This window comes from Caldimonas mangrovi (assembly GCF_023721835.1).
In the GTDB taxonomy this organism is placed as follows: domain Bacteria; phylum Pseudomonadota; class Gammaproteobacteria; order Burkholderiales; family Burkholderiaceae_C; genus Caldimonas; species Caldimonas mangrovi.
On record NZ_JAMKFE010000005.1, the window covers coordinates 55,057 to 73,564 of the forward strand.

The window sequence follows — 18,508 nt, forward strand, 5'->3', positions numbered from 1 at the left end:
CCCATGAGTGCGCAAGTCGCCGCCGCGTCGGACGCGGGCCACCAGGTTCTCGAGCAAGACAGCAGCCTGCTCGATCAGATCGTCGGTCAAAGCAAGGTGGCCAAGTCGGCCACCGAGCATGCACGCGCAAAGGACATCATCGCGGAACTCGTCCGTGAGGTGTTGCAGGGCACCGTGGTCGTTTCCGAGAATCTCTCTGCCACCATCGACGCCCGTGTCGCGGAGATCGACGAATTGATCTCGGCGCAACTCAGCGAGGTGATGCACGCCGCCGAATTTCAGAAGCTCGAGGGCTCGTGGCGAGGCCTGCACTATCTGAGCAAGCACACATCGACCGGCTCGATGATGAAGATCAAGGTGCTCAACGCCACCAAGAAGGACCTCGTCAAGGACTTCAACACCGCGATCGACTTCGACCAGAGCTCGCTGTTCAAGAAGGTCTACGAGGAAGAGTTCGGCACCTTCGGGGGCTCCCCCTTCGGGGCCCTGATCGGCGACTTCGACATCACGCGTCAGCCCGAGGACATGTACTTCGTGGAGCAAATGTCCCACGTGGCGGCCGCGGCGCATGCGCCGTTCATCGCGGCCGCGGCACCGGAACTGTTTGGTCTTGAGTCGTTCACGGAACTGGGCAAGCCGCGTGACTTGTCGAAAGTGTTCGACACCGTCGAGTACGCGAAGTGGAAGTCCTTCCGCGAGGCAGAGGATTCCCGCTACGTCGGGCTCACGTTGCCCCGCTTCCTGGGCCGGTTGCCGTACAACCCGAAGGATGGCACCACTGTCGAAGGCTTCAACTTCGTCGAGGATGTCGACGGCAGCAACCACCAGCGCTACCTGTGGGTGAACACCGCTTATGCGATCGGCGCACGTCTGACGGCAGCCTTTGAGAGTTACGGCTGGTGTGCCGCGATCCGCGGCGTCGAGGGCGGCGGCCTGGTCGAGGATTTGCCGACGCACACCTTCAAGACCGACGATGGCGAGATCGCGTTGAAGTGCCCCACCGAGATCTCGATCACCGACCGGCGTGAGAAAGAGTTGAGCGACCTCGGCTTCATCCCGCTGGTGCATTGCAAGAACACCGATTACGCGGCCTTCTTCGGCACACAGTCGACACAGAAGCCGAAGAAGTACGACTCCGATGCGGCCAACGCCAACGCGTCGCTGTCGGCCCAGTTGCAGTACATGTTCGCCGTGTGCCGCATCGCGCACTACATGAAGGCGATGATGCGCGACAAGATCGGCAGCTTTGCTTCCGCAGCCAACGTCGAGGAGTTCCTGAACCGCTGGATCTCCCAATACGTGACCTCGGACGACGCTGCCTCACAGGAAACCAAGGCGCAGTTCCCGCTTCGCGAGGCCTCGGTTCAAGTGTCTGAAGTACCTGGTCGTCCGGGCGTGTACCGGGCGGTCTCGTTCGTTCGTCCGCATTTTCAGTTGGACGAACTCTCGGTCTCCTTGCGCCTTGTGGCTGAACTGCCTCAGGGCGGCAAGGGTTAACTCTCTACCACCAAGTAATCACAGCGGAGGTTTTTTCGTATGGCAAAGGACATATACGTCGAGTTCAAGGGCAGCGACCTGAAGGGCGACTCGCGTGACACCAAGCACAAGGACACGGTCGAGGTGTACTCGTGGAGCCACGTGGTTCGCCAGCCGAAGTCCTCGAGTTCGTCCACCTCCGGCGGGCACACCGCCGAGCGTTGCGAGCACGGCGAAATGGTCTTCACGAAGGACATCGACGGCTCCACGCCCAAGCTGCTCCAGGCATGCTCGGCCGGCACGGTGGTCAACGACGTCATCATTTATTTCTACCGCGCTCATGGCGGCAAGAACAACGTCGGCAGCCCTTCGAACTCGCAGAACCGTCACCAGTACCTGAAGGTCGAGCTGAAGAACGTGATCATCGCCTCCGTGGCGCCGACCGTCTCCGGCGAAGGCATCCCCGCCGAGACCTTCACGCTGAAGTACTCGGCCGTGCGCTGGACGTACGACGAGTTGAACATCTCCGGCGACAAGTCGGGCAAGGTGAACATCACCGGTGCCTGGGACCTCGCCAAGAACGTTCCCAACTTCAGCTGATCGCCCGTTCACGGCAACAAAGGCGGATTCGTCCGCCTTTTTTTTGGCCTTGCAGTTCCATGTCCCGCTACAACCCCAGCCTGTTCGAAAAGCTGCTCGACGATGAACCGCATGTTGCGTCCGAGTACGCGATCGTGCAGATGTCGCTCGAGCAACTGAAGGACAGCGTGGCGCGCGACGTTGAAGCGCTGCTCAACAGCCGTTGTGGCTTGCCCGACGGGCTGCTTCAGAACTACGTGCAGTGCCGCACTTCGATCCTGTCGTTCGGCATGATCGACTTTGCCGGACTCACGCTGGCGAGTCCGCGGGACCGAGCGCTCATCTGCCGTTCGATCGAGGACGCGATCCGTGCGCACGAGCCGCGGCTGCGAGAACCGAAAGTGAGCCTGGAACTTCCGGACGAGGGGGGACACAAGCTGCACTTCTCGATCCAGGCGCTGCTGGTCACGGACCTTGCGCGCGAGCCGGTCAACTTCGACGCGCTGCTGCAGCCCACCACCCAGCAGTACTCGGTGCACCGCGCGCGACGTGCGGCCGCCACGGCCTGAGGAGCACGCATGGAAGAGCTGCTGCCTCACTACGAACGCGAGCTTGCCTTCCTGCGAGGGCATGCGAAGGACTTCGCGCAGCGTTATCCGAAGATCGCCAGCCGGTTGATGATGTCCGGCGACGTTTCCGAGGACCCCCATGTCGAGCGTCTGATCGAATCATTCGCGCTGCTGGCGGCACGGGTCCACAAGCGGCTGGACGACGATTTTCCGCTGTTCACCGAAACGCTGCTCGAGGTGTTGTACCCGCACTATCTGCGGCCCTTTCCATCCTGCTCGATCGCGCAATTCCAACTGGGGGCAAGTGCTGCCCAGATGAGCACCCCGGGCCGTATCGAGCGTCACACGGCCTTGACGACACGCCCGGTGCGCGGCGTCTCGTGCAAGTTCCGTACAGCGGCTGCCGTCGACCTGCTGCCGTTGCGTATTCCGGCGGCCGGTTTCAAGTTGGCGTTCTCGGCACCAGACGGCACCCGTGTGCCGCCACGAGCGACATCGATGCTCTCGGTGCAGCTCGAGCTGCTGTCGCCTCAGATGTCCTTCGAGGCCCTGGCCGGACGCGCCCTGCGCGTGTACCTGGACGGCGAGGCGTCGCAGGTCAGCGTGCTGAGGGAAGTGCTGTGCTCTCGCGTCGTGGGCATGATGGTGCAGGCGGCACCGACCGGCCCCTGGCATGGGCCGCATCGGCAACCGATGGCAATGGCCGGTTTCCGGGACGATGAAGCGCTGATCGACTACGACGCGCGCTCGCATCCTGCCTATCGGCTGCTGACGGAGTATTTTGCGTTTCCGGAGAAGTTCAACTTCATCGACGTTCCTCTGCCCGGCGCAGCCGCCGTGATGGGTGCGGGGCGCAGCATCACACTGCACTTGATGCTGGCCGGCATACGCTCGGATTCCGACGAGGCCCGCCTGCTCGAAACCATCGGCCCGCAAAATTTCCAGCTTGGTTGCACGCCGGTGGTCAATTTGTTCGAGCAGAACGCCGACCCGATACGCGTGACGCACACCAGCACGAGCTACCCACTGCTTACCGACGGCCGGCGCGCCTACGCCTACGAAGTCTCGGCGGTGAGCCGAGTGTTCCGTGTGCGCCAGACGCCGCACGGTGAATCGGTCGAAGAGTTCCGGCCCTTCTACTCGCTGCGCCACGACGACCTTGCCCCCGATGGCGCAAGCGGCGTGGGGGGGCGTTACTGGTACACGCACCGTGACGCCGTGGTGGCCGAACACAGCCCGGGCTACGAGATGGAGCTCTCGATCGTCGATGTCGACTTTGATCCGGTGGCGCCGCAGACCGACACGCTGTCGATCGAGGTCACGGCGACCAACCGCGATCTGCCCACCCTGCTGTCGGTCGGCAACCCGGGCGGCGACCTGTTCCTCGAGGGCGGCGGCTTGGCGCGCGAGATCCGCATGCTGCGCAAACCCTCGCCGACCTATCGTTTCGAGCGCGGTCGCGGCGCGCTGTGGCGCCTGATCTCGCACCTGTCGCTGAACCACTTGTCGCTGACGGCCGGTGGCATCGACGCACTGAAAGAGATGATGCGCTTGTACGACCTGCCGAACAGCGCAGCGAACCAGCGCCAGATCGACGGCATCGTCGCGATCGAATACCGCCCAGCCACAGCGTGGCTGCAGGGAAATCCCTTTGCCACCTTTGTCAGAGGCAGCGAAGTGCGCCTCACGGTGGACGAAGAGAATTACGTTGGAACGGGCCTTCGGTTGCTTGCGGAGGTGCTCGACCATTTCTTCGGTCTGTACGTGCACGCCAACAGTTTCACGCAACTGACGCTGGTGTCTGCGCGCACCCAGGAAGAGATCTTCAGATGCCCGCCCCGCAACGGCGACAGATTGTTGGTGTAGTCGACCGGCTGCTGGCCGACCCGCACCGCTTCCAGTTTTTCCAGGCCGTGCGGCTGCTGGAGCGATGGTTCGAGCAGAACTCGGGAGAGTCGTCGACGCAGGCGCTCGGCCGCAGGTTGCAGTTCCGCAACTCGGTGTCACTGTCTTTCCCGCCCAGCGAAATCGAACAGTTGACAGTGCACCGGCGCGCAGCAGGAGAGGGCGCGCCTGGCGGGCAGGACGCGCTTGACGGGATCGAGCGCGTCGAGATCACGCCTGCCTTCATGGGCCTGCTCGGCAACGGTGGCACGCTGCCGCTGTATTACACCGAGACGCTGGCGCGTCGCGAACTGTTCCAGAAAGACACCGCGGCACGCGCGTTTCTCGACGTCTTCCAGCAGCGCGCGGTCAGCCTGTTCTACCAGGGCTGGAAGAAACATCGATTGGCGCTGCAATACGAGACGGACCGTCAGAACCGATTCCTGCCGGCGGTGCTCGCGATCGCCGGTCTGGGGCAGAAGGCTTTGCGCGACCGGTTGCATCAAGAAGGTGACGGCGTCCACGACGAGTCGCTCGCCTACTTCGCCGGCACGCTGCAGCAACGCCCGGTGTCTGCTCGGCAGCTGCAGAAGCTGCTCGGCGAGTATTTCAACGTCCGGGCAGAAGTCGAGCAGTTCGTGGGGCGCTGGTACGCCTTGCCCGAGGCCGGGGTCACCCGTCTGGGCGCACTCAACGGCGTGCTGGGCATGAACGCGGTGATGGGCGAGCGCGTGTGGCAACGCGACCTGCGCGTGCGCGTGGTGTTAGGCCCGCTCGACCGCGCTGCGTTTCAGCGCTTTCTGCCTGGGGCACCGGGCGCCAGAGCGTTGCAGAAACTGCTGACGCTGCTGACCGGTGTGACGCTCGAATACGAGGTCCGGCTGCGCCTGCGCAAGGAGGACGTGCACGGCCTGCAGCTGAGCACGCGCGGGCCGGCAGCCGCCAACGATGGCTCGGCCGGTCGGCTGGGCTGGAGCGTCTTCCTCAAGACACGTCCGGTACAGGCCGACCGGGAAGACGTGGCCTACGAAATCCACGCCGCTGCCTGAGCCCGTCGCGCTGACGCCGCCCACCGATCATCAGAACTTACACGCTGTCATCACCATGTCGACCCATCTCAAGACGCTGATCTCCAAGCTGAATTCGACCACCCGCCGCGCCGCCGAGCGCGCGGCCAATCTGTGCATGTCGCGCGGGCACTATGAGGTCGATCTCGAACACCTGTTTCTCGCGCTGCTCGAAGAACCGCGTTCGGACTTCGCCATCCTGTGCCGGCGCTTCGAGGTGTCGGCGACTCAGCTGCAGCGCGATCTGGAACATGAATTGGGGCAGTTCAAGACGGGCAACGCTCGCACCCCGGTGTTCTCGGCGCACCTGCCGGTGCTGTTCGAGCACGGCTGGCTGATCGCTTCACTCGATTCGCACACGGCGCGCGTGCGCAGCGGCCATCTGCTGCTGGCGCTGTTGACCGAACCGGGGTTGAGCCAGCTGGCGCTGCGCGGCTCCAGCCTGTTCTCGAAGTTCCTGCCTGAGGACCTGAAGCACCGACTGGCCGAGCTGACGCAGGGATCGGAAGAAACCGCCGATGCGGCAGGCGCGACCAGCGCGCCGGAGGTGGCTGCCGACGAACCTGTCGTGCCCGGGGCCGGCAAGACCCCGGCGCTCGACCAGTTCACGACCAACCTGACGCAACGCGCCAAGGACGGGAAGGTGGATCCGGTGATCGGCCGCGACGCCGAGATTCGGCAGATGATCGACATCCTGATGCGTCGGCGGCAGAACAACCCGATCCTCACCGGCGAGCCGGGCGTCGGCAAGACGGCGGTCGTCGAAGGGCTGGCGTTGCGTATCGCGCGGGCCGATGTGCCGCCGCCTCTGCAGGGCGTCGAGCTTCACGTGCTCGACATGGGCCTGTTGCAGGCGGGCGCGTCGGTCAAGGGCGAGTTCGAGAGCCGGCTGAAGAACGTGATCGACGAGGTCAAGCGCAGCCCCCACCCGATCATTCTCTTCATCGACGAGGCACACACGATGATCGGCGCGGGCGGGCAGGCCGGGCAGAACGACGCCGCCAACCTGCTGAAGCCAGCGCTGGCGCGCGGTGAACTGCGCACGATCGCGGCGACCACGTGGAGCGAGTACAAGAAGTACTTCGAGAAGGACGCCGCGCTCGCTCGCCGCTTTCAGGTCGTCAAGGTCGAGGAGCCCAGCGAACCGGTCGCGGCCGCAATGCTGCGCGCCATGGCCCACTTGATGGAGCAGCACTTCAAGGTACGCATCTTCGAGGAGGCGATCACCGAGGCGGTTCGCCTGTCGGCGCGCTACATCAGCGGGCGTCAACTGCCGGACAAGGCGATCAGCGTGCTCGACACCGCCTGTGCAAAAGTCGCTTTGGGACAGAGCGCGACGCCGGCGGCGATCGAAGACGCGCGCAAGCAGCTGGAACAGCTTGTCCTGGAGGCCGGTGCGCTGGAGCGCGAGGCGGCCGTTGGCGTGGTGAACAGCGCCAGGCTGAATGAGTTGCGTGCCCGGCGCGAGGCGATCGAATCGACGCTGGCCGAAGACGAAGCGCGTTGGGAACAAGAGAAGTCGCTCGTGCAGGACATCCTGCGCATGCGCACCGAACTCGAGCGTGCACCCGCGCCTGCAGCCACCGAAAGCAAGCCCGAGCCCAAGGGCCGGAGGAAGCCCGCGTCGGCCGCCGCAGTGCCCCCCGAGCTGCAGCGCAAGCTCGACGAACTCGCCACGCTGCAGGGCGAGGCACCGCTGGTGCCCATGCAGGTGGACGCCCATGTCGTGGCCGAAATCGTCGCTGCCTGGACCGGCATTCCGCTGGGCAAGATGGTCAAGGACGAGATCAAGACCGTGCTGCGCCTGCAGCCGGCCCTCGAAGAGCGCGTGATCGGCCAACCGCACGCGCTGCACGCGGTGTCGCAACGCGTGCGCACCGCGCGGGCACAGCTCGAAGACCCGAACAAGCCCAAAGGCGTGTTCCTGTTCGTCGGCCCGAGCGGCGTCGGCAAGACCGAGACGGCGCTGGCGTTGGCTGACATCCTGTACGGCGGTGAGCGCAACATCATCACGATCAACATGAGCGAGTACCAGGAGGCGCATACCGTCTCCGCGTTGAAGGGCTCGCCCCCGGGCTACGTCGGTTACGGCGAAGGCGGCGTGCTGACCGAAGCGGTTCGGCGCAAACCTTATAGCGTGGTGCTGCTCGACGAGGTCGAGAAGGCCCATCCGGACGTGATGGAGCTGTTCTTCCAGGTCTTCGACAAGGGCCTGATGGACGACGCAGAAGGTCGTGAGATCGACTTCCGCAACACGGTCATCATCCTGACCTCGAACGTAGGCTCCTCGGCCATCATGCAGGCCTGCCTGAACAAGCCGGCCGAGGAGATCCCCGTGGCGGACACGCTGACCGAGATGCTGCGCCCGCAGCTCTACAAGGTCTTCAAGCCGGCCTTTCTCGGCCGGCTGAAGGTGGTGCCGTACTACCCGCTGTCCGACGAGATGCTCGAGCGCATCATCCGCCTCAAGCTCGATCGCATCGCACAGCGCGTTGGCGAGAACCACCAGGCCCGGTTCGAGTACGACGATGGCCTGGTCGAGGCCGTGCTCGCGCGCTGCACCGAAGTGGACACCGGCGCTCGCAACGTCGATCACATTCTCAACGGCACGCTGCTGCCCGAGATCGCGGAAACCGTGCTGGCCCGCATGGCGGAAGGCGCCGCTTTCGCCAAGATCAAGGTCACGGCGTCCAAGGACGGGCAATTCAAGTACCGCGTCAGCTGAGCATGTGGCACGGAGGCGCCGGCGGCGCGGCCCGGTAAACTGACCGGCTTGCACGTCTGCCCGGGTGGTGAAATAGGTAGACACAGCGGACTTAAAATCCGCCGCTTGCTGAAAGGCAGCGTACCGGTTCGATTCCGGTTCCGGGCACCACCTCAGGCGCCGCTGTCATCGCCGCGCCGCACCTCGTCTGGCATCATCCTCCGCCAGGCCGGCACCCGTCCGGCGAGGAGACACACGAGCATGAGCTGGTTCCCCCAAGCCGCACTCAACGAGGGGGTGCGCAAGCGCGAGGTGTTCGCGTGGGCGATGTACGACTTCGCCAATTCGGGCTACACCACGGTGGTGCTGACGGCGGTGTTCAACGCCTACTTCGTCGGGGTCGTGGCCGGCAATGCCGAATGGGCCACGCTGGCATGGACCGGGTCGCTTGCAGTGTCGTGCGCCCTGGTGATGCTGACGATACCGACGCTGGGTGCCTATGCGGACCTGCGCGCCGCAAAGAAGCGGTTGCTCGCCTTCACGACTGCTGGCTGCGTGCTGAGCACGCTGGCGTTGGCTCTGGTGGGCAGTGGCGACGTCACGTTCGCGGTGATCGCCATCATCCTGTCGAACAGCTGCTATGCCTACGGCGAATCGCTGATCGCTGCCTTCTTGCCTGAGTTGGCACGCAACGAGGCTCTGGGGCGGGTGTCGGGGTGGGGTTGGAGCTTCGGCTACTTCGGCGGCATGCTGTCGCTCGGACTCAGCCTCGCCTACGTGCTGTGGGCACAAGGGGCAGGCATACCCGCGGCAGAGTTCGTGCCGGTGACGATGCTCATCACCGCCTGCGTCTACGGAGGTGCATCTCTGGTCACCTTTGCAATGCTGAAGGAGAGGGCGACACCGCATCCGACCACCCTGACCGCGGGCGGTCTGCGCGCTTCATTGAGCCGGTTGAGCGAGACTTGGCGCAACGCGCGACGCTACAGAGATTTCGTCTGGTTGCTGGCGTGCACGGCGAGCTACCAGGCCGGTATAGCTGTCGTGATCGCGCTGGCGGCCGTGTATGCCGAGCAAGTGCTGGGCTTCAAGCAGGCGCAGACGATGGCGCTGGTGTTTCTCGTCAACGTTGCGTCGGCGCTCGGCGCTTTCGGCTTCGGCTATCTGCAAGACCATGCGGGGCACAAGCGCGCACTGGGCCTCACGCTTGCCGGCTGGATCCTCATGGTGACGTTGGCCTATCTGGCGACGAGTGCCCCGCTGTTCTGGGTGGCTGCAGTGATTGCCGGTTTGTGCATGGGCGCCAGCCAGTCGGCAGGACGTGCCTTGACCGGCGTGTTCGCGCCGCCAAGGCATCTCGCCGAGTTCTATGGCTTGTGGACCTTCGCCGTTCGCCTGGCGGCGATCATTGGGCCGATCACCTATGGACTGGTCACGTGGTGGACCGCCGGCAACCATCGGCTGGCAATCCTGTCGACCGGCATGTTTTTCGTGCTGGGCCTGCTGTTGCTCAGGCCCGTCGACGTCGCCAGAGGCCGCCGCGCGGCGCAGGCCTCTGAATGATCAGGGCAGCGGTGCCACGCGCACGGGGAAGTCGAGCCACCGCGCGGTGATCGCTTCGAGTCTGGCGGCGTCGCCGCTCGTATAGGCAGCGACCGCCCCGGCAGACACCACGCCAGGCTGGAGCGCGGAGGCCTTGTTCAGCACCTGCGTGGCCGTGTGCCGTGCAACGGCGTCAGCGGTGTCGATCAGCGACACCTCGGGCCCCAGCGCCTGCCGGATCGCGTCGACGACAAACGGATAGTGCGTGCAGCCGAGCACCACGGTGTCGACGCCTGCATCGCGCAGCGGAGCGCAGTAGCGTTGCACCAGCCCCATCACCTCCGGCGCCTGTGGATCCCCCTGCTCGATGGCGTGCGCCAGGCCCGGGCACGGCTGCAGGTGGATCTCGGCCTGGTGCCGCACCGTCTCGAGCAAGGCCTGGAACTTTGCACTGGCGAGCGTACCGCTGGTGGCGAGTACGCCGATTCTGCGCCGGGCACTGCGCAGGACAGCCGGCTTCACGCCGGGTTCGACGCCGACGATCGGGACGTCGGGGTGCGCCTGCCTGAGCCACGCTGCCGCGGCGGCGGTGGCCGTGTTGCAGGCCATCACCAGCACCTGCGCCCCTTGCTGCAGCAGAAAGTCGCAGATGACACGCGAGCGCTCGATCACGTAGGCGTCGTCTCGTTCGCCATACGGTGCATAGCGAGAATCGGCCACGTAGACCAGTGCGGCGCCGGGCAGGCGACGTCGCAATGCGCGCAACACCGAGAGCCCGCCGACGCCGGAATCGAACACCCCCACCGCAACCGGGGAAGCTGAGGGGACGGTGTTCATCGACGAGGCAGCGGGGTGCAGGAGATGGGCGGTCGGCAGTCTAGCAGGGGCGCGCTTCTTGCAAGCAGACGCCGTGCGGTCGAGGGGGCGCTCTAGAGATGGGCGGTCGGAGGGGCTGGACGGCCCCCCCGGGGTTGCCGTTAGAATCCTAAAAATAGAACGAACGTTCGTTTTTGATGGGGCCGCTCCATCCGGGTGGCGCAAAGTCGCCTGCGCGGCAGCCACCCATGTGCACCGCACCATAGAATCCAGAATTAACGTTTACGTCAATCAAAGGAGAACGTCGCATGAAGGCACTGGTCGCGGTCAAGCGCGTCGTCGACTACAACGTGAAAGTACGCGTGAAGTCGGACGGCACGGGCGTCGATATCGCCAACGTCAAGATGAGCATGAATCCCTTCGACGAGATTGCGGTCGAAGAGGCGACGCGCCTGAAGGAAAAGGGTGTGCTGAGCGAAGTGGTCGCTGTCTCGTGCGGCGTCACGCAGTGCCAGGAGACGCTGCGCACCGCGATGGCCATCGGCGCCGACCGGGGCATCCTGGTCGAGACCGCGGAGGAACTCCAGCCGCTGGCCGTGGCCAAGCTGCTGAAGGCGTTGGTCGACAAGGAAAAGCCCGAACTGATCATCCTGGGCAAGCAAGCCATCGACGACGATTGCAACCAGACCGGCCAGATGCTGGCGGCGTTGCTGGACCTGCCGCAGGCCACCTTCGCGTCCAAGGTGGAAGTGGCTGACGGTTTTGCCCTGGTCACCCGTGAGGTCGACGGCGGCTTGGAGACCGTCAAGCTCAAGCTGCCAGCCGTGGTGACCACCGACCTGCGACTGAACGAGCCGCGCTACGTCACGCTGCCCAACATCATGAAGGCCAAGAAGAAGCCCCTCGAGACGGTGAAGCCGGCCGACCTGGGTGTGGACGTGGCCCCGCGCATCAAGACGCTGAAGGTCAGCGAGCCACCCAAGCGCGGTGCCGGCGTGAAGGTGCCCGATGTGGCCACGCTGGTGAACAAGCTCAAGAACGAAGCCAAGGTGATCTGAAGGAGTGGATGAGATGACTGCACTGGTGATTGCCGAACACGACAACCACGCCATCAAGGGCGCCACGCTCAACACGGTCGCGGCTGCTGCGAAATGCGGCGGCGACGTGCACGTGCTCGTGGCGGGCTCGGGCGCCGCCGAGGCTGCCAAGCAAGCGGCACAGATCGCAGGCGTCGCCAAGGTGCTGCACGCTGATGCGGCGCACCTTGGTGAAGGCCTGGCGGAGAACATCGCGGCCCAGGTGCTCGCGATGGCCGCCGAGTACACCCACATCCTGTTCCCGTCGACCGCCTCGGGCAAGAACGTCGCGCCGCGCGTGGCCGCCAAGCTCGACGTCGCTCAGATCTCCGACATCACCAAGGTCGAGAGTGCGGATACCTTCGAGCGCCCGATCTACGCGGGCAACGCGATGGCCACGGTACAGAGCGCCGACAAGGTCAAGGTGATCACGGTGCGCACGACCGGCTTCGACGCTGCTGCGGCGACCGGTGGCTCGGCCGGCGTCGTGAGTGTGGCGGCGGCTGCCGATGCCGGCACTTCCAGCTTTGTCGGCCGTGAGGTGACCAAGAGCGACCGCCCCGAGCTGACCGCGGCGAAGATCATCGTGTCCGGTGGTCGCGCACTGGGCTCCAGCGAAAAATTCACCGAGCTGCTGACGCCGCTGGCCGACAAGCTCGGTGCGGCGCTGGGCGCCAGCCGTGCCGCGGTGGATGCGGGCTACGCGCCCAACGACTGGCAGGTCGGCCAGACCGGCAAGATCGTGGCGCCGCAGCTGTATGTGGCATGCGGCATTTCGGGGGCGATCCAGCACCTGGCCGGCATGAAGGATTCCAAGGTGATCGTCGCGATCAACAAGGACCCTGAAGCGCCGATCTTCAGCGTCGCCGACTACGGCCTCGAAGCGGACATCTTCACTGCCGTGCCGGAGCTGGTGAAGTCGCTCTGAGGCCGGCGCCACAGGAAAGAGCCCGTTCGCCCCGACGTTGGGCAGCGGGTTTTTTTCCGCCCCTGATCTATTGGTCCTGCATTTCAGAACGAAGGAGACGTCGTGAGTTACCAAGCGCCCGTGAAAGACATGCTGTTCTGCATGAAGGAACTGGCCGGCCTGGAAGAGGTTGCCAAGATTCCCGGCTTCGAGGAGTCGGGCGTCGAGACTGCGCAGGCGGTGCTGGAGGAGTGTGCCAAGTTCAACGAAGGTGTGGTCGCTCCGCTGAACTGGGAAGGCGACAAGAACCCGGGTGGCTGGAACAATGGCCGCGTCACGACGGCACCCGGCTTCAAGGAGGCCTTCAGACAGTACGCCGAAGGCGGGTGGCAAGGCCTGCAGCACCCGACCGAGTTTGGTGGTCAGGGGCTGCCGAAGACGATCGGTGCGGCCTGCGGCGAGATCCTCAACAGCGCCAACCTGAGCTTCGCGCTGTGCCCGCTGCTGACCGACGGCGCAGTCGAAGCTTTGCTGACGGCAGGCACGTCTGAGCAGCAACGGCTCTACATCCCGAAGATGCTGTCAGGCGAGTGGACCGGCACGATGAACCTGACGGAACCGCAGGCCGGCTCCGACCTGGCGCTGGTGCGCACGAAGGCGGTTCCGCAGGGGGACGGTTCCTACCGCGTCAGCGGTCAGAAAATCTTCATCACCTACGGCGAGCACGACATGGCGGACAACATCGTCCACCTCGTGCTGGCCCGCACGCCCGACGCACCCGACGGCGTGAAGGGGATCTCGCTGTTCATCGTGCCGAAGTTCATGGTGAATGCCGACGGTTCGCTCGGCAGCCGCAACGATGTGTACTGTGCATCGATCGAGCACAAGATGGGCATCAAGGCGAGCCCGACCGCGGTGCTGGTTTACGGCGATGACAAGGGCGAGGTCGGCCCGGGCGCGATCGGCTACCTCGTGGGCCAGGAGAACCGCGGCCTCGAGTACATGTTCATCATGATGAACGCGGCCCGCTTCGCCGTGGGCGTGCAGGGCATCGCGGTGGCCGAGCGGGCCTACCAGAAGGCGGTTCAGTATGCGAAGGACCGCGTCCAGTCGCGTCCGGTCGACGGCTCGCTGCCTGCGGCGGCGCCCATCATCCACCACCCCGACGTGCGGCGCATGCTGATGACGATGCGTGCGTACACCGAGGGCTGTCGCGCGATGGCGACCGTTGCGGCTGCGGCCTACGATGCAGCGCACCACCACCCCGATGCCGAGGTGCGCAAACAGAACCAGGCCTTCTACGAATTCATGGTGCCGCTCGTGAAAGGCTACAGCACCGAGATGAGCCTGGACGTGACCAGCCTGGGTGTGCAGGTGCACGGCGGCATGGGCTTCATCGAGGAGACCGGCGCGGCGCAGTACTACCGCGACGCGAAGATCTTGACGATCTACGAAGGCACGACCGCGATCCAGGCCAACGACCTGGTCGGACGCAAGACCGCGCGCGACGGCGGGCAGACGGCCAAGGCCATTGCCGCGCAGATCGAAGCCACCGAGACGCAGCTGGCTGGGCGTGGCAGCGTTGCGGCCCGTTCGATGCTCAAGCGCCTCAAGGCTGCACGCGCTGCTTTCATGGATGTGGTGGATTTCGTCGCCGGCAATACCAAGGGCTCGCCGAATGCCGTGTTCGCCGGCAGCGTGCCCTACCTGATGCTGGCTGGCAACGTGGTTGCCGGTTGGCAGATGGCGCGCGCACTGATGGTGGCCGAGGACAAGGCCGCCGCCGGCGAGGACGTCGCTTTCATGCAGGCCAAGGTAACGACGGCGCGGTTCTACGCTGAGCACCTGTTGTCGAAGGCCCCCGGCATGCGTGACAGCATTCTCGAGGGCGGCGACAGCGTCACCGCGCTTGCGCTCGACGCGTTCTGACACTCGCGCGTCCTGTCACCCAGGTGATAGGGCGCCGGGCCGTACCACCGGACACTGATTGAATCGACGGTGCAGCAGCGCTGCACCAACCCAGGAGACCGATGTGCCTTTGCCTCCCGTTTTGCAGAAGCTGCCGCTGCCCATCATCGGTTCGCCGCTGTTCATCATCAGCAATCCTCGGCTGGTCATCGAGCAGTGCAAGGCCGGCGTGGTCGGCTCGATGCCGGCGCTCAATGCGCGACCTGCATCGCAGCTCGACGAGTGGCTGGCCGAGATCACCGAGACGCTGGCGGCCCACAACCGCGACCATCCTCAGCAGCCAGCGGCACCTTTCGCAATCAACCAGATCGTGCACAAGTCCAACGACCGACTCGAGCACGACCTGCAACTGTGCGTGAAGTACAAAGTGCCGATCATCATCACGTCGCTGGGCGCGCGCACCGATGTCAACGACGCGGTGCACGGCTACGGCGGCGTGGTGCTGCACGACATCATCAACAACAGCTTTGCCCGCAAGGCGATCGAGAAGGGGGCCGACGGCTTGATCGCGGTGGCGGCCGGCGCCGGCGGCCATGCCGGCACGACCAGCCCGTTCGCGCTGGTGCAGGAAATCCGCGAATGGTTCGATGGCCCGCTGGCGCTGTCGGGCGCCATTGCATCCGGACGGGCGGTGCTGGCCGCACAGGCCATGGGCGCCGACTTCGCGTATGTGGGCTCGGCCTTCATCGCGACGGAGGAAGCCCGTGCGAACGAAGGCTACAAGCAGATGATCACGCGCAGCACGAGCCAGGACATCGTTTACTCGAGCTTGTTCACCGGGGTGCACGGCAACTACCTGCGTGGTTCCATCGTCAACGCGGGGCTGGATCCGGACCACCTGCCGGAAAGCGATCCGAGCAAGATGGACTTCGGTGGCGGTGAAGGTGCCAAGAAGGCGTGGAAGGACATCTGGGGCTGCGGCCAGGGCATCGGCGCCGTGAAGGACGTGGTGCCGGCGCGCGTGCTGATCGAGCGACTGCGGCGGGAATACAGCGAGGCCAAACAGCATCTTTGCGCCTGACGGCCCGTGCTGCCTGGGGAAAGGCCGCCGCCGCGAGGTGCGCGGCTTTTTTGTTGACCGGACGTCAACGCTGGCCGGGCGGACGCCAGGCCATCTTCATGTAGACGTCTCCGCGCCGCAGTTCGTCGAGCATCTGCTCGAGCCGTTTCAACTGCGTCTCCTCCGTCGCTGCCCGCATGATCCAGCCGATGTAGTCGTTGCGCTGGTATGGCGGACGGCCTTCGTAGGCGGTGGTCAGACTGCGCGCTTCGAGCGCTTGCTGCACGAAGCCGGGCATCGGATGCCGAGGGCGTTTGAGGCGGGACGGTGCTGACGTCATCGATAGGGCTCTCCTGGTGCGAGCACGAAGTGTTGGCGCTTCGCGCTGCCTGGAACATCCCCATTGGGGGTGGCTCGTGCAACCCACCGTAAGCGCTGCAACATGGACGCGACAAGCGCACGATGGCTTGATGCAAAAACGTTCGTGCCACTATACTGTATATAAATACAGTAGTTTTGCAATGAACGACAAGCTGCCTCAAGCTTCCCCGATCAAGGGCCGAGGCACCGCCGTGCGCATCGCCCATCGGTTCGAGCGCGACCTGCGTGCAGGCTTCGACGACGGCTGGGGCACGCTGGACCAGGACGCGCAGGAAGAGCGACTGTTGCCCGCCACCACGGTCATCGAGGAACGCGCAAAGTCGGTCGTTGCGTCGAACGACTCTCCCGACATTCCCTTCGGCCAATCGCTCAATCCGTACCGCGGCTGCGAGCATGGCTGCATCTACTGCTATGCCAGGCCGACGCACAGCTACCTCAATCTCTCGCCCGGACTCGACTTCGAAACCAAGATCGTTGCGAAGATCAATGCCGCTGAACGGCTCGAGGAAGAGCTCGCGCGGCCGAAGTACCGGGCGTCGACCATCCACATCGGCGGTGCGACCGATGCATATCAACCGATCGAGCGGCGCCTGCGCATCACGCGCGGCGTGCTGGAGGTGCTGGCGCGGTGCGAGCATGCGTTCTCGATCGTGACCAAGTCCTCGGGCATCGAGCGCGACCTCGACCTGATCGGCCCCGCTGCGCGTGCGGGACGGGCCTGGGTATCGATCAGCGTGACGACCCTCGACGGGCCGCTCGCCCGCGTGCTGGAGCCGCGGGCAGCCGCGCCACACCGTCGGATGCAGACCGTTGCCGCATTGGCGCAAGCAGGCGTGCCGGTCGGCGTCAACGTCGCGCCGATCATCCCCTTCATCAACGAGCCCGAGATCGAACGCATCGTCGAGTCCGCGGCTCAGGCGGGCGCCAAGTCGATCCACTACACGGTGCTGAGGCTGCCATGGGAGGTGAGCCCGCTGTTCCGGCAATGGCTGCATCAGCATTTTCCGGAGCGCGCCGAACGTGTCATGGCCCGTGTGCAGGAAATGCACGGCGGCCAGGACTACAAGGCGGACTTCGGCTCGCGCATGAAGGGCGAAGGCGTGTGGGCGCAATTGATCGCTCAGCGCATCGACAAGGCCGTAGGCCGGGCCGGATTGACGCGGCACGTCGCACCGCTGGACGAGGGGGCGTTCAGGCCGCCGCAGCAGGCGGGGCAGGGAAGCTTGTTCTGACGCACCGGAAACGACAACGGCCACCGGAGTGGCCGCTGTCGCCGTGAGGGCCGCGCTTACTTGAACAAGTCCTTGACCCGGTCGGTCCAGGTTTTCGAGTTCGGTGAGTGCCGGTCGCCACCCTTGCGCAGCGATTCGTCCAGCTCCTTCAGCAACTTGCGCTGGTGCTCGGTAAGCTTGACGGGCGTCTCGACCGCGATGTGGCAGTACAGGTCGCCCGGGTACGTCGAGCGCACCCCCTTGATGCCCTTGCCGCGCAACCGGAAGGTCTTGCCGCTTTGCGTGCCTTCCGGCAGCTCGATTTCCGCCTTGCCGCCGAGCGTGGGCACTTCAATCGCGCCGCCCAGCGCAGCGGTCGTGATGCTGATCGGCACGGTGCAGTGCAGGTCGTCGCCGTCGCGCTCGAAGATGTCGTGCTTCTTCAGCCGGATTTCGATGTAAAGGTCGCCCGCAGGCCCGCCGTTGGTCCCTGGCTCGCCATTGCCGGCCGAGCGAATACGCATGCCTTCATCGATGCCGGCAGGGATCTTGACTTCCAGGGTCTTGGTCTTCTTGATCTTGCCCTGGCCGCTGCAGGCGATGCAGGGTTCGGGGATGATCTTGCCGGTGCCATGGCAGTGAGGGCACGTCTGCTGAATGCTGAAGAAACCCTGGCGCAGGTGCACGGTGCCGCCGCCGCCGCAGGTGGGGCAGGTCTTCGCGCTGGTGCCCGGCTTTGCGCCGGTGCCGTGGCAGGTGTCGCACTCTTCCCAACTGGGGATGCGGATCTGCGCTTCCTTGCCGTGCGCGGCTTCGTCAAGGGTGATCTCCATCGCATACGACAGGTCGCTGCCGCGATAGACCTGCGGGCCGCCGCGCCGACCGCCGCCTTGACCGCCCTGGCCGCCGAAGATGTCGCCGAAGATGTCGCCGAAGGCCTCGGCAAAACCGCCGAAGCCTTCCGGGCCACCGCGGAAGCCGCCAGCGCCCCCCATATTGGGGTCGACGCCCGCATGGCCGTACTGGTCGTAGGCCGCACGCTTCTTTGCGTCGGAAAGCATCTCGTAGGCTTCCTTGGCCTCCTTGAACTTCTCTTCGGCGTCCTTGGCCGTCTCACCCTGGTTGCGGTCCGGGTGGTGTTTCATGGCCAGCTTGCGGTAGGCCTTCTTGATGTCGTCCTCGGTCGCGTTCTTCGCGACGCCGAGGATCTCGTAGTAGTCACGCTTTGCCATGATGGGTCAGTCGTCTGCCGTACAAACGCAAAGCCCCCGCGTGCAGTGGAGCTGCCCACGGGGGTGCTTACTGAGCGCCTCCGGGCCAGGCTGTAT

Annotated in this window: 15 protein-coding genes and 1 tRNA gene; 13 read left to right on the top strand and 3 right to left on the bottom strand. The window is 65.0% G+C overall.

What is annotated here, in order from left to right:
- Positions 1-3: 3 nt before the first annotated feature.
- From tssC to M8A51_RS09760, 8 genes are all read left to right on the top strand, one after another.
- A complete protein-coding gene (tssC, locus tag M8A51_RS09725; RefSeq protein ID WP_251778022.1) occupies positions 4-1,497 on the top strand; it encodes a type VI secretion system contractile sheath large subunit in 1,494 nt (497 codons plus the stop codon).
- A 39-nt stretch (positions 1,498-1,536) separates the two neighbouring features.
- Positions 1,537-2,076: an Hcp family type VI secretion system effector gene (locus M8A51_RS09730; protein ID WP_251778023.1), complete on the top strand. Its 540-nt coding sequence runs from the start codon at positions 1,537-1,539 to the stop codon at positions 2,074-2,076.
- Between the two features lie 59 nt (positions 2,077-2,135).
- The gene (tssE, locus tag M8A51_RS09735; RefSeq protein ID WP_251778024.1) at positions 2,136-2,624 is read left to right on the top strand and encodes a type VI secretion system baseplate subunit TssE; all 489 of its coding nucleotides are present in this window, start codon (positions 2,136-2,138) and stop codon (positions 2,622-2,624) included.
- Positions 2,625-2,633: 9 nt separating this feature from the next.
- Positions 2,634-4,490, top strand: coding sequence for a type VI secretion system baseplate subunit TssF (gene tssF / locus M8A51_RS09740; protein ID WP_251778025.1), 1,857 nt, complete (start codon positions 2,634-2,636; stop codon positions 4,488-4,490).
- The gene (gene tssG / locus M8A51_RS09745; protein ID WP_251778026.1) at positions 4,454-5,557 is read left to right on the top strand and encodes a type VI secretion system baseplate subunit TssG; all 1,104 of its coding nucleotides are present in this window, start codon (positions 4,454-4,456) and stop codon (positions 5,555-5,557) included. The genes tssF and tssG overlap by 37 nt, the downstream gene beginning before the upstream one ends.
- A 55-nt stretch (positions 5,558-5,612) precedes the next feature.
- Complete coding sequence (gene tssH / locus M8A51_RS09750) at positions 5,613-8,300, top strand: type VI secretion system ATPase TssH (protein ID WP_251778027.1); 2,688 nt, start codon at positions 5,613-5,615, stop codon at positions 8,298-8,300.
- 58 nt (positions 8,301-8,358) lie between these two features.
- Positions 8,359-8,450, top strand: a tRNA-Leu gene (locus M8A51_RS09755).
- 90 nt (positions 8,451-8,540) lie between these two features.
- Positions 8,541-9,842, top strand: coding sequence for an MFS transporter (locus M8A51_RS09760; RefSeq protein ID WP_251778028.1), 1,302 nt, complete (start codon positions 8,541-8,543; stop codon positions 9,840-9,842).
- On the opposite strand, the gene murI is transcribed toward M8A51_RS09760, so the two are convergent.
- Entirely contained in the window at positions 9,843-10,658 is an 816-nt protein-coding gene (murI, locus tag M8A51_RS09765; protein WP_251778029.1) for a glutamate racemase, read from the bottom strand.
- Positions 10,659-10,945: 287 nt separating this feature from the next.
- Here murI and M8A51_RS09770 point away from each other — a divergent pair, with 287 nt between their 5' ends.
- The 4 genes from M8A51_RS09770 to M8A51_RS09785 all read left to right on the top strand — a co-directional run bounded on the left by M8A51_RS09770 (position 10,946) and on the right by M8A51_RS09785 (position 15,609).
- Positions 10,946-11,695, top strand: coding sequence for an electron transfer flavoprotein subunit beta/FixA family protein (locus M8A51_RS09770; RefSeq protein WP_251778030.1), 750 nt, complete (start codon positions 10,946-10,948; stop codon positions 11,693-11,695).
- 13 nt (positions 11,696-11,708) lie between these two features.
- Positions 11,709-12,641, top strand: coding sequence for an electron transfer flavoprotein subunit alpha/FixB family protein (locus tag M8A51_RS09775; RefSeq protein ID WP_251778031.1), 933 nt, complete (start codon positions 11,709-11,711; stop codon positions 12,639-12,641).
- A gap of 102 nt (positions 12,642-12,743) precedes the next feature.
- Entirely contained in the window at positions 12,744-14,549 is a 1,806-nt protein-coding gene (locus M8A51_RS09780; RefSeq protein WP_251778032.1) for an acyl-CoA dehydrogenase, read from the top strand.
- Positions 14,550-14,652: 103 nt separating this feature from the next.
- Positions 14,653-15,609 carry an NAD(P)H-dependent flavin oxidoreductase gene (locus M8A51_RS09785; protein ID WP_251778033.1) on the top strand — a complete coding sequence of 319 codons (957 nt, stop codon included), beginning with the start codon at positions 14,653-14,655 and terminating at the stop codon, positions 15,607-15,609.
- Between the two features lie 64 nt (positions 15,610-15,673).
- On the opposite strand, the gene M8A51_RS09790 is transcribed toward M8A51_RS09785, so the two are convergent.
- Positions 15,674-15,928, bottom strand: coding sequence for a YdeI/OmpD-associated family protein (locus tag M8A51_RS09790; protein WP_251778034.1), 255 nt, complete (start codon positions 15,926-15,928; stop codon positions 15,674-15,676).
- 181 nt (positions 15,929-16,109) lie between these two features.
- Here M8A51_RS09790 and M8A51_RS09795 point away from each other — a divergent pair, with 181 nt between their 5' ends.
- The gene (locus M8A51_RS09795) at positions 16,110-17,201 is read left to right on the top strand and encodes a PA0069 family radical SAM protein (RefSeq protein WP_251778035.1); all 1,092 of its coding nucleotides are present in this window, start codon (positions 16,110-16,112) and stop codon (positions 17,199-17,201) included.
- 56 nt (positions 17,202-17,257) lie between these two features.
- Here M8A51_RS09795 and dnaJ read toward each other — a convergent pair whose 3' ends face one another.
- Positions 17,258-18,412, bottom strand: a complete 1,155-nt coding sequence (dnaJ, locus tag M8A51_RS09800; protein ID WP_251778036.1) for a molecular chaperone DnaJ — start codon at positions 18,410-18,412, stop codon at positions 17,258-17,260.
- Positions 18,413-18,508 lie beyond the last annotated feature (96 nt).